This is a genomic window from Vibrio sp. A37, from assembly GCF_059777565.1.
On sequence record NZ_JBLNLI010000001.1, the window covers coordinates 583,554 to 598,371 of the forward strand.

Annotated in this window: 8 protein-coding genes; 4 read left to right on the plus strand and 4 right to left on the minus strand. The window is 42.2% G+C overall.

Annotated features, from left to right (window positions below; translation table 11 throughout):
- Nucleotides 1-24: 24 nt before the first annotated feature.
- The 3 genes from fghA to ACM2FC_RS02465 form a co-directional block, all read right to left on the minus strand.
- Nucleotides 25-864 (minus strand): S-formylglutathione hydrolase, encoded by an 840-nt coding sequence (gene fghA / locus ACM2FC_RS02455; protein WP_498479239.1) that lies wholly within the window; start codon nucleotides 862-864, stop codon nucleotides 25-27.
- Nucleotides 865-914: 50 nt separating this feature from the next.
- Nucleotides 915-2,063 carry an S-(hydroxymethyl)glutathione dehydrogenase/class III alcohol dehydrogenase gene (locus ACM2FC_RS02460; protein ID WP_498479240.1) on the minus strand — a complete coding sequence of 383 codons (1,149 nt, stop codon included), beginning with the start codon at nucleotides 2,061-2,063 and terminating at the stop codon, nucleotides 915-917.
- Between the two features lie 127 nt (nucleotides 2,064-2,190).
- Nucleotides 2,191-2,775 (minus strand): LysE family translocator, encoded by a 585-nt coding sequence (locus ACM2FC_RS02465; RefSeq protein WP_498479506.1) that lies wholly within the window; start codon nucleotides 2,773-2,775, stop codon nucleotides 2,191-2,193.
- A 110-nt stretch (nucleotides 2,776-2,885) separates the two neighbouring features.
- Between ACM2FC_RS02465 and ACM2FC_RS02470 the strand changes: the two genes are divergently transcribed.
- The 4 genes from ACM2FC_RS02470 to ACM2FC_RS02485 all read left to right on the plus strand — a co-directional run bounded on the left by ACM2FC_RS02470 (nucleotide 2,886) and on the right by ACM2FC_RS02485 (nucleotide 13,675).
- Nucleotides 2,886-3,326, plus strand: coding sequence for an Lrp/AsnC family transcriptional regulator (locus tag ACM2FC_RS02470; RefSeq protein WP_498479241.1), 441 nt, complete (start codon nucleotides 2,886-2,888; stop codon nucleotides 3,324-3,326).
- Between the two features lie 251 nt (nucleotides 3,327-3,577).
- Entirely contained in the window at nucleotides 3,578-6,919 is a 3,342-nt protein-coding gene (locus ACM2FC_RS02475) for a hypothetical protein (protein ID WP_498479242.1), read from the plus strand.
- A gap of 57 nt (nucleotides 6,920-6,976) precedes the next feature.
- A complete protein-coding gene (locus ACM2FC_RS02480; protein ID WP_498479243.1) occupies nucleotides 6,977-8,428 on the plus strand; it encodes a hypothetical protein in 1,452 nt (483 codons plus the stop codon).
- A 135-nt stretch (nucleotides 8,429-8,563) separates the two neighbouring features.
- A complete protein-coding gene (locus ACM2FC_RS02485; protein WP_498479244.1) occupies nucleotides 8,564-13,675 on the plus strand; it encodes a hypothetical protein in 5,112 nt (1,703 codons plus the stop codon).
- A 29-nt stretch (nucleotides 13,676-13,704) separates the two neighbouring features.
- Here ACM2FC_RS02485 and ACM2FC_RS02490 read toward each other — a convergent pair whose 3' ends face one another.
- Nucleotides 13,705-14,631 carry a hypothetical protein gene (locus tag ACM2FC_RS02490; protein ID WP_498479245.1) on the minus strand — a complete coding sequence of 309 codons (927 nt, stop codon included), beginning with the start codon at nucleotides 14,629-14,631 and terminating at the stop codon, nucleotides 13,705-13,707.
- Nucleotides 14,632-14,818: the final 187 nt, after the last annotated feature.

Consider the following 14,818-nt stretch of genomic DNA (forward strand, 5'->3'; position numbering starts at 1 on the left):
CATTGCTGGCTTTTCGGTTACGACTTAAGCAAATAGATATTTGGCATGGAACTGTATATGTTCGTCGATGTAACTAGAAATAAAATAATAGCTGTGGTCGTAACCATATTGAATGCGAACTTCTACCGGTGAATGATGTTGGTGGGCAGCTTCAATTAGAGCATCAGGTTTTAGCTGCTCAGTTAAGAAAGCATCTAAATCACCTTGGTCAACTAAAATGGGCAGTGAAGAGCGAGATTGCTTTAGCAACTCCACAGAATCGTATTCAAACCATGCACTTTGATCACCTCCTAAGTAGGCGTTAAACGCTTTTTGTCCCCAAGGTACCTTTATTGGGTGACAAATAGGGCTGAAAGCTGAAATGGAACGGTAGTTGTCAGGGTTTTTCAACCCAACAGTTATCGCTCCGTGCCCTCCCATACTGTGCCCGGCGATTGATTTGATATCTGATATTGCAAAGTTTGTCTCGACCAAATCTGGCAGCTCTTTGACGATATAGTCGTACATTCGAAAATGTGTCGCCCAAGGTTCTTGAGTGGCGTTAAGATAAAAGCCTGCTCCTTGGCCTAAATCGTAGTCCTCGGAATCTGCAACTGACTCTCCTCTGGGGCTGGTATCCGGAGCAATGATTGCGATGCCAAGCTCAGAAGCTTTGCGAAAGGCCCCTGCTTTTTGCATAAAATTTTCATCACTACAGGTAAGTCCCGAAAGCCAATAAATGGCAGGGACAGGATTCGTTTGAGTCGCGTTGTGCGGTATGAATATCGCAAAACGCATTTCGCAGTTTAGAACACTGGATTCGTGAGTGTACTGGATATGCCAGCCGCCAAACACTTTGTTTCGATTTACTTCATTGACGGTCATAGAACTTCCTTACCGTTAAAGTGGGTAGCGTATTGGCTACCCAAGTTATGTTACTTGTCCATATGCACAACAGAACGAATGCTTTTACCTTCGTGCATCAAGTCAAAGGCAGTGTTCACTTCCGCTAGACTCATGGTGTGCGTGATGAATTCTTGTAGGCCAAACTCACCTGCAAGGTATTGCTCAACGATACCTGGAAGTTCACTGCGGCCTTTAACCCCCCCAAACGCTGTGCCACGCCAAACTCGACCCGTCACGAGTTGGAATGGGCGAGTGGAAATTTCTTGACCCGCACCAGCAACACCAATGATAACGGATTCTCCCCAGCCTTTGTGGCAGCATTCCAGAGCTTGTCTCATTACGTTGACATTGCCGATGCACTCAAACGAATAATCTACGCCTCCATCGGTTAAAGCGACAATGTATTCTTGAATAGGTTGATCGATTGTTTTTGGGTTGATGACGTCAGTTGCCCCCAGCTGTTTTGCCAAGTCGAATTTGCTGTCGTTAATATCAATACCAATAATTCGGCTTGCCCCGGCCATTCTTGCACCGATAATTGCAGACAAGCCAATACCCCCTAAACCAAAAATAGCAACAGTATCGCCTTTTTCTACCTTGGCAGTATTGAGTACCGCACCCATGCCAGTTGTGACTCCACAGCCAAGTAGACAAACTTCTTCCAAAGGTGCCTCTTTACTCACTTTTGCTAAAGAGATTTCTGGCAAGACGGTGTATTCAGAAAAAGTCGAGCAGCCCATATAGTGATAAATGGTTTCACCATTGATGGAGAAGCGAGAGGTGCCATCGGGCATCAAACCCTTGCCCTGAGTCTCTCTTACTGCTTGACATAAATTTGTTTTGCCTGATTTACAAAACTTACACTCGCCACATTCTGCTGTATATAGAGGGATCACGTGATCGCCGACTTCCACGCTGGTCACTCCTTCGCCAACCATTTCAACGATGCCACCACCTTCATGGCCTAAAATCGAGGGAAAGATGCCTTCAGGATCTTCGCCAGATAGCGTGAAAGCATCGGTGTGACATACACCAGATGCGACTATGCGGATTAATACTTCACCTTTTTTCGGTAGTTGAACGTCGACCTCTTCCATTTTAAGAGGTTCTCCTGCTGCCCAAGCGACAGCAGCTTTAGATTTGATGGATGTTTGACCGGGTTTCAGATCGAGTGCCATTTTTTGTTTCCTTGTTTATTTAAGCTGACATTGCTACTTATGGCATTAAGTATATAGTTGATTTTTATACAAGGAAGTAAAAAAATGACAAGGTAGATAATAAAAACAGGCTCTAGAATTTTTTAGGTCACATCATTGGTAGGGTTGACGCGACGAGCAGTCCTGCCATTACCCAGTTAAAGTTTCTCACCCGAGCGGGGCTATTTAACCATCGTTGTAAATTCTTCCCTGCCACCGTCCAAAAACCTACATTTGGCAAATTCACTACGCAGAAAACACAAGCGATAATCATTAAACCAAACACAGAAGCACTGTAGTTATAAACGCTAACAGCGGTGAGAGCCATTGCCCAACCTTTTGGGTTTACCCACTGAAAGCTTGCCGCGCCTAAAAAACTAAGGGGTTTGTAATCGCCCTTATTCTGGCTAGGTTTGCTGGTTGCTATTTTGTAGGCGAGATACAATAAGTAGACTAGGCTAATAACTTTTAATATTTGGTGTATGACGGGGTAGGCATGGAAAATACCTGTCAAACCTGTACCGACCAAAATGACCATGAAAGCAAACCCAAAAACGACACCAAGCATGTGAGGAATCGTCCGGATAAAACCGACATTCGCTCCTGAGGTCATTAACATGATGTTGTTTGGCCCGGGTGAGAAAGTGGTGACGAATGCAAACAGCGCGATAGCGCCTAATTGACCTAAATCCATAATCGTATTCCTGTGTTTGTTCATGTTGTATTTCCATGGTAATTGGAACTTAGAGCAATTTTGTGCTTTTATTGCAGTTAAAGTGGTAAATTGAGCAATAAAATTAATATATGGATAAGTTTGACGAAAGAATATTGCATGAACTTAAATCTGACGGAAGAATCTCCAATGTAGAGCTTTCTAACGCGGTGGGTTTGTCGCCCTCGGCAACTTTACGCCGAGTCCAAGATCTAGAAAAGAAAAAGGTGATTAAAGGTTATCGAGCGGTGTTGGACAAAGGTCAACTTGGAATCGGTTTTGCCGCGTATGTTTCCATTGGCTTAAATAGCCACACTAAAAAAGCGCAACTTGATTTTGAAGAGCATGTGCGTTTTGAAAAAGAGGTGGTGGAGTGCCACAACATTACTGGTGCGAACGAATACCTTCTCCGAGTGGAGACGGAAAATTTATCCGCGTATAAACGTTTTCACTCCGATGTATTAGGTGAATGCAAATGGGTGAAATCTATATCCACTATGGTGGTGATGGATTCACCGAAAGATGAGAGGTAAGTGAAGTTTATCGGAGTTAACACAAATACATTTTAGAGCAGGTGTTTTAATTTAAATTGTATAAATTCATTTCTGCAATAAAGCTATAATTTAGTTTCTAGAAAACAAAATTGATAATATTCACTCAAACTACAATATTCACTTCGCCTAAAGCACTAGTGAATCTATCCATAATTACATAAATTTCAACACGTTGATAATTTAAAGCTGAAAAATATAATCGGTTCAAAAATTACATAGCGTCAGTATATATGGATATCTTGCGAAGTGCTGCCTCATGGATTGGTTATATTTTTCTTGCCATTGTTCTTTCTTCTTGCGGAGGAGGGGAAGGAGACTCTTCTCCTCAATCTCGCTCAATTGGAACCATTAGTGGTAACGTTTATGACGCGCCAATTTCAGGCTCAACCGTTTATATTTGGGAATTCCAAGATGGGAAATTAGGGCGGCTATTGGCAACAACCACAACGGATGCTTTTGGTAACTATTCTGCTGACATTGAATCTGCCTCTATGCCACTGTTTGTTAGCGCGCAGGGTGGCGCATACAAAGATCCGGTATCGCAACAAATCGTCACCGATAACAATGGAAAAACCATCCAGTTGGATAGCGTTGTCAACTATTCCGAGGGAGTCAGCCAAAGTTTAATGGTGACACCGCTAACCAACATCGCAACAGGCTTAGCGGAATATAAAATAGCCAAAGAAGGAGCCAGTGCGGCGTCTGCGGTGACTCAGGCATTAGCGACTGTAGATGACATGTATGGTTTTGATGTGAATGCCACGACACCTATTGATATTACCAGCGGTGGGCAAAGTGGTCAGGCAACGGATGGTCACAAGTATGGGGCTTTACTTACGGCGTATTCTTCAGTTGCTGATGATCTGAAGACTGACAGTCCAGATAGTGAGAAAGTGTATACATCAATAAATCTAGCAGACATTCAATATCGTGATATTGCTGCTACGGGGCAACTAGACGGATATGAAATCAGTTCGAAAGGGATACCAGATCAACTGTTTTTTGGTACAACGAAGGTTGATAGTGAGCTGTATACGAACACAATGTCAAAACATATATTGATTGTTGCTAATGATCCTAACCTAAATGTCTCTGGCACTCCCCCTGGTGATTATGAAGAACTTAGTACTAAGATTAACCAGCAAGGCACTCCCGGACATGAAGGTGGTGGAGCGGTACCACCAAGAGAAGAGAAGCCAATCAATTCTGACCCTCCTGAAATTACTCGAATAGACACAGATATTCTAGCTGGTGAAGCGGATGAAATTGAATTGAAAATTAAAGATGACGTCGGCGTGCAGTCAATTGCGGCGTATCTTGTATATGGAAAAACTGGCGGTCAGAAAAGTGAGTTAGTGGAATGTCCAGTCAACAGTATGGGAGAGGGGTACTGCCAACTTAACCTAGATAGTTTTCAAAAAGGCACGCGAGATACTTCTGCTAGCGTATATGTAAATACAGTAAAGTTAAGCGAACACGATGAAGGCATTTTACGGGCTTGGCTAGTATTCTCAAGCGTAGATGTTATTGGCAATAAACTTGAGCCGAACCCTAACAAAGGTATAGAGTTTTTCTGGGACAATGATGCCCCTGTGATTGAGTTTACCTCTAAGTTAACTATCTCTAGCAACGAGCCGAACTACACTTTGACCGGAATTGTAAAAGACAATTCTCCGGGTATTGATGTCGTGTCGATTAAGTTTGGAAGTGAAGCGGCGCGGAAAACTGAGTGTAAAAATTTACGTATCGTCAACTCCGTTTATCAATGTGAATTTGAAGGAAAAACAAGAGATAAAGCAGAATTCTCGAACGAAGTGTCCTATTTCTACGTTACTGCTGAAGATGCTTATGGTAATAAAAAGTCTGAAGAACATACAGTTACTATAGACAACACTAACCCGATTCAAGAGTTTTCCTATTCACCATCACCTGTGCATTTTGTAGATGATGATGGGATTACTTCTGCAGGTATATTTGACGACAATACATACCCACAAGATGCAGTTGAAAATAACGCTGGTTATTTGAAGATAAATTATACTTTCGCCAAAGAAAACATACGTAATATCTATAGTGACTCTCTAGATTTCGAAAACTTTTCCCCTTCTATTCTTCAAGAAAACGAAATCCCTTACATCAAAGTGGTGGTTAGTGATCCCGATGGTGAAAGTTTATCGGGGTCATCCGCTGATCGAGTCAACTTGCAGGTAACCTATTCTATCGATTCGGGTAGTGGTTATTTAAGTAAGCCCCCGCTCAATAGTATTAGTAGTGGCGATTTTAAAGTGGGTAATACCATTCCTCATGAGACCATCATATCTGAAGAGAAAGTCGATCGGGTGGTTTACTATGTCCCTCTAACTAGGGATATACTTGGTAGCAGTTTTGCAAATGTTACGAAAGATGCTGCCCAGAAACTCACTTTCAAAACTATCGATGAGTCAGGTAATGAAAGCGAGACAAAAGAAATCTATTTTCGTACCACTTTTGATTTACCGACTATTACCGTTGTTAGCCCTTTTATAGGCGTTTCGGCTCAGCTGGAAGGGTTAACCGAGAACAACAAGTTCACGAGTTTAGCCAGCTGCAGCACTGTCCAACAAGAAGAGCCTGATCAGAAAGCACGTGATGTGGCTTCTTGCCCTTTACTTGTTAAAGATACAAGTTATAACTTTATGAGGATTCGGTTATCAACTTCCGCTAACAGCAATGCCTACTACTATCAGTGGAAAGACAGTGAAGACTCAAAAACCAACGTAGACCTAAGCTCTGGCTCAGTAAACTTTGGGGCATATTTTGAACTAACAGGTTCGCAGTCCATTTATATCACTGAGCTTTCCAGTTATCAGACTGGGCTATTTGATTATTATTGGAATCAAACGTCAAATAAAAGTCCAAGTGTTGCGAAGCAGATTCTCGATGAAGTAAACAAAACATTAGCAGGAGAAACTGGAGATGTTTTCGTAAGCGGCTCATTTTTTGGCTTTAACCCAGTTGAAACTGAGTATGCAACCAATGAGATGCTGCGTCGTGACAATTCGATAAAGCTTGATTCAAAAGTCTATCAACATCGCTTGTTTGCTGAAGCGTTGTCAGATTTAGCTTCTGCAGAAACTTATGAAAACAATAACTCGCTCGACTTCGCCAAAGCGTTCTATGTGGATTTATCAACGGATGGAACACCAAATGGTAACGGTGGAAAGGTGGGTGAACAATTTGGCATTATCGATTACCAAATCAGTGAAGATACTTATCGACAGGATCTGGCTGGCTATTATTATCAATTGCTAAAAGGATCGTACAAAATATCAGAGCCAGTCGCGCTCTTCTATGCGGATAAAATTGCTCAAGCAAACCCTGAATATGATGGGAAAGCGCTATTTGTTGAAGAAGGTCAAAGCATTGATACCCAGCCGCCAGAGCTAAAGCGAGAAATCATTTCTGGAACCTATTATCAGAAAGGATACTCAACGATGTGGGTGAAAGGCTCTTTCACTTCTCGTTTTTCTCTTACCGATCCATCTGGCATTATTGACGGTGTCAATGGCCCCACGTTTTTGCCGAGTTACTAAACCAAGCATTCTCCTGAAAATGCGCTGGCATCTAACGTTGTCATATCAGAAGAAAGCGTGAACACTACATATGAGAAAAATTACCAGTTTAGCTTAAACACGACTGACCCAAGCGTTGCGGGTATTGCAGAGTTTGTCATTGATGTGAATGCGAGAGATCAAAAAGGTAACGCTCTCCAAAATGAAAAACTTGTCTACTATGTCGATAACGATTACCCAGCTGTTGAATTTATTCCGCCAAATGGGGTTACGTTACCGGGGTCTAATTATTTAAATGGCAATGTAGAAAGTGTCTTGACCTTCAATGTGTTGGATGATGTGGGGGATGACGTCAGCAAAAGGAGGCTGATCTTTGTAAATAACAATAACAACAATCAGCGTTTTTCTTTTAACCCAGATGATTTTACAACCAATGACAGCTACCAATTCTCAGTCATTCTCTGCAAAGATGATTGTGATGGTATTTATCCCGCAGACGAAGATATTAGTGGTGATGGCGAATGGACAGTTTATGCTGAGGCGGAAGACTTTCTTGGTAACAGCGTAAAAACTACCACTAGCGGTGCGCCTCGCTTTAGTGTCAATATTGATTCACAGGTGCCAGTGTTTAATCTTCCAGGAACCGCCACTTGGCTAGGTGGCAATGCAGAGTGGTCACCGAACAGTATTATTGATTGGGGAGAACTGAGTGACCCAGGAAGCTTAGAAGTTAAATTAAAAAGAGCAGGTAATACGACAGAGACATTGCCGGCATGTGGAGAAGGTATTGATAGGACTTGCTTAAAAGGTGACTTCCCTAATTTAACTATCCAACTTTATCAAGATGACTATAAATACGGTGATGAAAACCAGTTTGTTCTCACCGCAGAAGATAGTGCTTATCCACCCAACCGAGACACGGCCAACTTCAAGTTCAAAATCGACAACAAGGGTCCAGAGCTGTCCCTATCGACACCTGAAGTAACAGACGACAGTACAGGAGAGAGCTATGTTGTCGGAGAGAAGTTTACTATTCATCTTGCATCTTTGAAGGATGACAGCGGGGTAGATAATATTCAGGTGCTGCAACAAGGTAACGAAGAACCTATCAAGATAGTGTCCATTAAATCTGGTCCAGAAACCGATAAAAGTTTAGATATTGCTCTATCTGGGTTTGATGTAAAAAAAATAGATACATCTAATTCCAACCAAATTTCACTTGAGGTAATGGCTTCTGATGTCAACGGTTTTGAATCAGATATTGTGCCATTGTCTCCAATTTTACTTGACCGTGATGGGCCGATTATCGAGTTAGCGGGATATAACAGTAATGATTTCTATGCCAGCAACTATCAATTTGTTGTCGATACATACGATTTAAACAACGATGGCAAAAATTCAGAAGAAGCAGTGAATACGGACAAGACGCGTTACTGGATTTACACAGGTGAGACACCTCCAGATACTTCCTATGGTGGTAGCCAACTGGATGAAGGTAAAGTTGTTTTTTTTTGGTTTGAAGCAAGATAGCAAAGTATTGGTTAAGGCGGTTGATGTTCGAGGAAATGACAACAGCGAAGAGTTCCTAGTGCAAGTCAACTTAAGTGCTCCGAGCGCGAGTATAGCATTCAGTATTCAGATGGCAGTGAGTTAGAAAACGACAAAGTGACTAAGTCAGACACGGGCTTGAAAATAACTCTTGCAGCGTCAGATATAAGTGGTGTTGATGAACCCCAAGCAACTTACTATTACTCGGAACAGCAGGACTACAGCAAAACGACAAAATTTACGCTCGCTTCTGGAACTGAACAAGATGGTGTTTGGGAGGCGAGCATACCGGCAAAGGACTTTGCTGAAGAGGGTCAATTCATAATAGATCTCCACGCGGGGAACGAGACTAAGTATATCCAACAGTCAGATAAACTGAAGTGGCAGGATCAAGCGAGATTATCCATTCAGAGGCAAAAAGTGGAGCTGCAAGTGCCGAACAATTTTGCTACTACTGTTGCCAACGGCTCCCTGACGGTGAACTTTACGCTAGCGAATGACTCTATTTCTGTTGCATCTTTAGAGTGTTGGGTACGTAACAGTTATCGAGGTGAAGATTCGCCAGCAGATACCAGCTCCCCATATGTGAAAAGCGCTAGCCCATCGAGTTGCACCTTAAACGTAACAGATAACTTTGATGAGCCAGTGCTTATTACCAAAGCTATTGGCTCAAATGGTTCTGAATCCGTGCAAACATTTGGTTTTGCAATGATTGATGTTGATCCTCCAACAGTAGAGACTGGCGAGAGTTATCAACTGCAATCTGGACAGATTACGAAGGGCGCTAGTAAAGAAAAAGAGCTCAAGTTTTCTATACCTTTTAGTGACAACCTTGCAGGTGTTGATGTAAGTGAGCCGTCAAAAAGACCGTATTTAGAAAAGGTTAACGGCAAGCAGCAGTTTTTCCCGAGTGTTTGTACGACTTCCAATCAAATCACTGAATGCACATATAGCGGTGTATACACTGATTTTATCAAACCTAGCGAAACGGAGCATAAATTTACGATTAAAAACCTGTCTGATTTAGCCGGGAACAATACAGTGGAAACTATCGAGCTTGTTACGCCATTTGGTAATATAGATATGTCTATTTTTGGCCCATTAGCGAGAGACAACTATATTGATGAGAACCGACTCACGTTAGGTCTGCGTTACAAACTGTATGACAACTCTGAACTTTATAGCATTGAAACGAATGTCGGGGGTCTCCCTCACACATTCACCGATATTTCAAACGCGAAACCTTGTGAAGACGACCCAAGTTACCGTTGTATTGAGTTGGCCTCGGAAGTTCCAACAGTAAGCGATGGAACAACTATCGACATTAGCGCTACGGTTGAGGATGGCTGGGGCGTATCAGCGAGCGATAGCATCTCAGTAAAGGTCGATAATAGCGCTCCAGAAATAGGTGCAATTAAAACTGTGGAAACATCAAATGATGATGATACTAAAGTGCGCTTTTGGGTTGATATATCGGATTTCAGTAGTGGCCTTCAGTCTGTCAGTTACGTCATAACTCCTGATAACCGAACCAGTATCCAAGAAAGCCTCGAAATTGGCTCAAATGAGATTAAGTATCTTGATCTTGCACGCTCTTTATTTGAGGGCACTTCAAGCGTGAAAGTGTCGATAACAGCCATCGATAAAGTTGGCCACGACAACACGAGCACGGAAACCATTGATATTTCTGCCCCGCAAATAACACTAAACTCTCTGAGAAAAGTTGAAACTGTCGGCAACTCTATTGTTATTAAGGAGTCCCCACAAGATTATTTAATAGAAACCGAGAGTTCAGGGTTTGTAGGGCCAGCTAGTTATACTATCGAGCTTTTAGGTGATAGTGGCGATATCACCGAATCAGGCAATTTCGAATTTGGCTCAGCAGAAGGTAGTTGGAGTTTTGAGAGCTCACAGCAAGGGCAATACAGGCTAAAAATCTCTTCAATTGATACCATTGGCAGAGAATCGGTAGGGTATTTTTATGATGATAAGCAATACCTTGGACGCAATGTTTATGTGGATTTTGAAAAGCCAGACATTCGTCTCGTTAACTATAAAACCATTTCTAAGGTTGGCAATGGCTACTACGATGTTGAGTTGTATGCCAGCATTTCAGATGCCAATTTAAATCCCAATAAGGTGGCTGCGCAGTTTGTCTCAAAAGACACGCAAAATACTTACCTGCCCACCAATGTCAGCCAAATTGATGATGAGTATACCTTCCACTTTACAGTACCTGAGGGAGAATATGCCGCAACGATTACCGCTGTGGACATGGTAGAAAATGAAACCAGATATGAACTCTATGTCGACAATCAAGGGCCACAGCTCACTTTGGACTCACCGGAAATCACCGATAGCAGTACGGGAGAGAGCTACGTGATGGGTAGCCAATTCACTATCCAAATTGCTTCGTTAAAGGACAACAGTGGAGTAGAGAGTGTGGAGGTGCTGCAACAAGGGGCCAGTACACCGATTAAGGTGGTGTCTGTTCACTCCGGACCAGCCATTGATGAGCCTTTGCGTATAACGTTATCTGATTCAGATGTTGAAAAAATAGATATCTCCAATTCCACAAAAGTCACGCTTCAGTTAAAGGCTATCGACGTCAATGGATTTGAGTCACGCACCGTATCTTTGTCGCCATTTGTCCTTGATCTTGATGGTCCGATTATTGAGCTTTCGGGTTATGACAGCAGTGATTATTACGCGAGTAACTATCAATTTGATGTTGAAACGTACGATTTAGACAGTGATGGCAAAATATCAGAAGAGGGCGTCAATACTAGTCAGACTCGCTACTGGATATACACAGGCGATACACCGCCAGATAGTTCCTATGGTGGCAGTTCACTGAATCAAGGCAGTGTCATTCTTTCCAATATGCAGCAAGATTCGTTATTACTGGTTAAAGCAGTCGATGTGCGTGGAAACTCAAGTACCAAAGAGTTTCTTGTACAAGTTAACCGAGATGGTCCAATAGCTGAGTTTAGCATTCAGTATGCTGATGGCAGTGAAATAGCCAATAGCCAAGTGATTAAATCGGATTTGGGTTTAAAGCTGACGCTTACCGCTTCGGATATCAGTGGAGTGAGTGATCCTCAAGTCACTTACTATTATTCAGGGGAACAAGGAGCGAGTAAAACATCAAAGTTCACATTGGATTCTGGAAGTGAGCAAGATGGAGTTTGGGTTGCGACTATTCAGGCAAAAGACTTCGATAAAGATGGTCAGCTCGTTTTAGAGTTCAGTGCAGGGAATGGCACCCAATACATTAATCTGTCCGACAAGTTGGACTGGCAAGACAAAACTACGTTAGATATTCAGCGTCAACCGATTGAATTGCAGGTATCGAGTGACTTTGCCAGCACCATCGCGAATACTTCCCTTACTGTGAATTTCACTGTAGCCAGTGAAGAACTGTCCGTCACTTCTTTAGAATGCTGGGTACGAAATGATTATCAAGGAAGTGGTATTCCGCAAGATGATGGTCCTTACGTAAACAGCACCAGTTTATCAAGTTGTACTCTCTCTTTTTTGGACAACTTTGACGACCCTGTACTTATCACCAAAGCGGTTGGTTCGAATACCTTAGAGTCGGTACAAACATTCCGTTTTTCTATGGTGGATATTGATCCACCAACACTAGATACAGACGAGCGTTACTTATTGCAACTTTCCAATTTAGGGGAAGGTAACTCTGGGGAGAAACAGCTCACACTTGATCTGCTCTACAGTGACAATCTATCTGGAGTAGATATTTCAGATAAATCGAAACTGCCCTATTTAGATAAAAAAAATGGTAATCAGCAGTTCTATCCAGATAGTTGTTTTACAGAGAATGACACCACTAGATGTAGTTATAAGGGAATATACAGTGATCTTCTTAAAGCGACAGACACCGAACATACCTTCACGATAAAAAATCTGTCCGATTTAGCGGGCAACAGTACCTCTCAATCTATTGAACTGATTAAGCCTTCTGGCAACATAGATGTGGCTATTTACAGCTCCTCGGCGTCAAGTAACGGTTATATTGACGAAAATCCAGTCACCTTAGGCTTACGTTATAAACTGTATAATAACTCGGAGGTTTCTAGCATTGAGGTGAATGTGGGTGGCATACCGCAGATCTTAACGGAGGGGCTGCATGGTCAACCCTGTGAAGACGATGCGAGTTACCGCTGTATTGAGGTCATCTCTCCTGTTCCAAATATTGAAGATGGGGCTGCGATTAATGACAGTGTTCAGGTTATTGATGTCTGGGGGACGTCTGCTAGTGATAGTATTTCGCTATATGTTGACAACCGCGCTCCTGAAATTGGTGACTTGATTGGTGTAGAGACCAATAGTGAGTCACATGTCCGCTTTAGCTTTGATATTTCAGATGCTAGTAGTGGTCTGTCTAGTGTGAAATACGCGGTGACACTTGATGATCAGATGACCCTAGAGGAGATTGTCAAAGAGAACGCAAGTGACCTGACGAGTTTTGAGGTTGAACGCTCTCAACTGGAAGGGATATCAAGCGTTAAAGTGGAGATCACCGCAATCGACAAGGTTGGCCACCAAGTGATGAGTACGCGCACCATCGATATTTCAGCGCCACAGGTGACACTGAATTTGTTTCAAAATATAGAAACTGTGGGTGACGCGTTAGTCATCAAGGCGCCTTCTCAAGATTACTCCATAGACACTGCGAGTTCAGGCGTCGTTGGGGCGGACAGCTACACCATTGAGTTATCAGGTGGCAGTAGCGATATCACTGAATCAGGAAGTTTTGAACTTGGCTCAGCGCAAGGCAGTTGGAACTTCCAGAGCTCGCAACAAGGGCAATATACGCTGAAAATCTCTTCGATTGATGCTATTGGTAGGGAATCGACGGAATATTTCTACGATGATATGAAATACCTCAGTCGCATGGTTTATGTGGATTTTGAAAAGCCAGACATTCGTCTTGTCAGTTACAAAACCATTGCTGAGGCTGGCAATGTTGGCTATGACGTTGAGTTATACGCCAGTATTTCAGATGCTAACCTAAATCCAAATAAGGTGATTGCACGGTTTGTCTCGAAAGATACGCAAAACAATTACATGCCCACCAACATCAGTCAAAATGACGATGAGTATACCTTCCACTTTATCGTTCCAGAGGGAGAATATGTTGCAACGATCACCGCTGCGGACTTGGCAGAAAATGAAACCAAATATGAACTCGATGTCGACTCGTGATGACGGACTTGATCCCTTTTGGGCGAAGTTCAAGTAACCTTTATAGAGCTATTTTCTTCTATGAAGAGCACGTCAATTATGTCATTTGATTCTGTCGTAAAACAACGAAAGCTACTTGGTATAGTGGCCACTTCCTCAAGACTAGGAGGGCGACTTTGAATGGCGATCACTTTTTTCTCTGGCTCGTTATAAAGATAGTTTTTTAAAGATTTGCAAAAGTAATTATTGCAAGTGTCAGAGCGTAACTCTCTAGGAAGTGCACAGCCAGTGGGTGTTTGATTAATACAAGATTCGGTTACAGAGTCTTTAGCTATATGAAAAATATATTGCTCTAATACTTCTTTCTTTGTAATCAGTGTAAAACGACTTCTTATTCGATTTATAGTTTCTACGGTCAGGTATGCTCTATCGCCACCACCGATACAGCACCCCCCTTTACACACAGCACAAACATTCTCGGAGACATTCTGTAACCATACTCTTCCTTTGAATAAGTCTTCGGATTCGCATAACTTTTCAGATTCGTATGAGTTTTTTATTATATCTAAAATGTTTTTAGAAAAAGCTTCGTCAATGATATTTTTTAAGTGTGCAATGTAGCTAGAGCGTGTTTTTTCTTCAACAGGGGATATTTCTTTAATACCACTAGGGATGTTTATGAGGCTAGTATTTGCCCTCGTTGCTCCTTCGATCTTATCAAGAGATTGTTCGAAGACAGTCTCGCACTTTTCCTTAAACAGTTGCTCTTTTTCTTTCTTCATTAAACGCTCTTGTTCCTTTATTTTCACTTTCTCAGCCTCAACCAGAGCCTGAGCTTTACGCCGATCACGTTCAAGCTTTCCATAAGTAGTTTGATAAATAAAAGGAGCCATTTTGGCCTTCTGTTTGGTCAAAAGTTGACACTGAGCATCATTGCAATGTGTAGCTAAGCATATTTCGCAAGTATGTTCTGACATTTATGATCCCTATAGTACTTATCTATTCAAAAACTAGTGTTGCTAGAGTGTATGGAACTTTAGCGTTTTGCTGCTTTGAACGCTTTATTTGACACTTCTTCAGTGTTCTCCTTCATCTGAAATGTACAGTGTCATATTAATATTAGTAGTGCGAGTCGATAAGGCTTAGCTGCAGTACTCAATTCAC

Bases quoted from the DNA above. Each gene is read 5' to 3' on its own strand.
- ACM2FC_RS02465 (WP_498479506.1), bottom strand. From the start codon at position 2,775: ATGGATTTAGGTCAATTAGGCGCTATCGCGCTGTTTGCATTCGTCACC.
- ACM2FC_RS02460 (WP_498479240.1), bottom strand. From the start codon at position 2,063: ATGGCACTCGATCTGAAACCCGGTCAAACATCCATCAAATCTAAAGCT.
- fghA (WP_498479239.1), bottom strand. From the start codon at position 864: ATGACCGTCAATGAAGTAAATCGAAACAAAGTGTTTGGCGGCTGGCAT.
- ACM2FC_RS02475 (WP_498479242.1), top strand. From the start codon at position 3,578: ATGGATATCTTGCGAAGTGCTGCCTCATGGATTGGTTATATTTTTCTT.
- ACM2FC_RS02470 (WP_498479241.1), top strand. From the start codon at position 2,886: ATGGATAAGTTTGACGAAAGAATATTGCATGAACTTAAATCTGACGGA.
- ACM2FC_RS02490 (WP_498479245.1), bottom strand. From the start codon at position 14,631: ATGTCAGAACATACTTGCGAAATATGCTTAGCTACACATTGCAATGAT.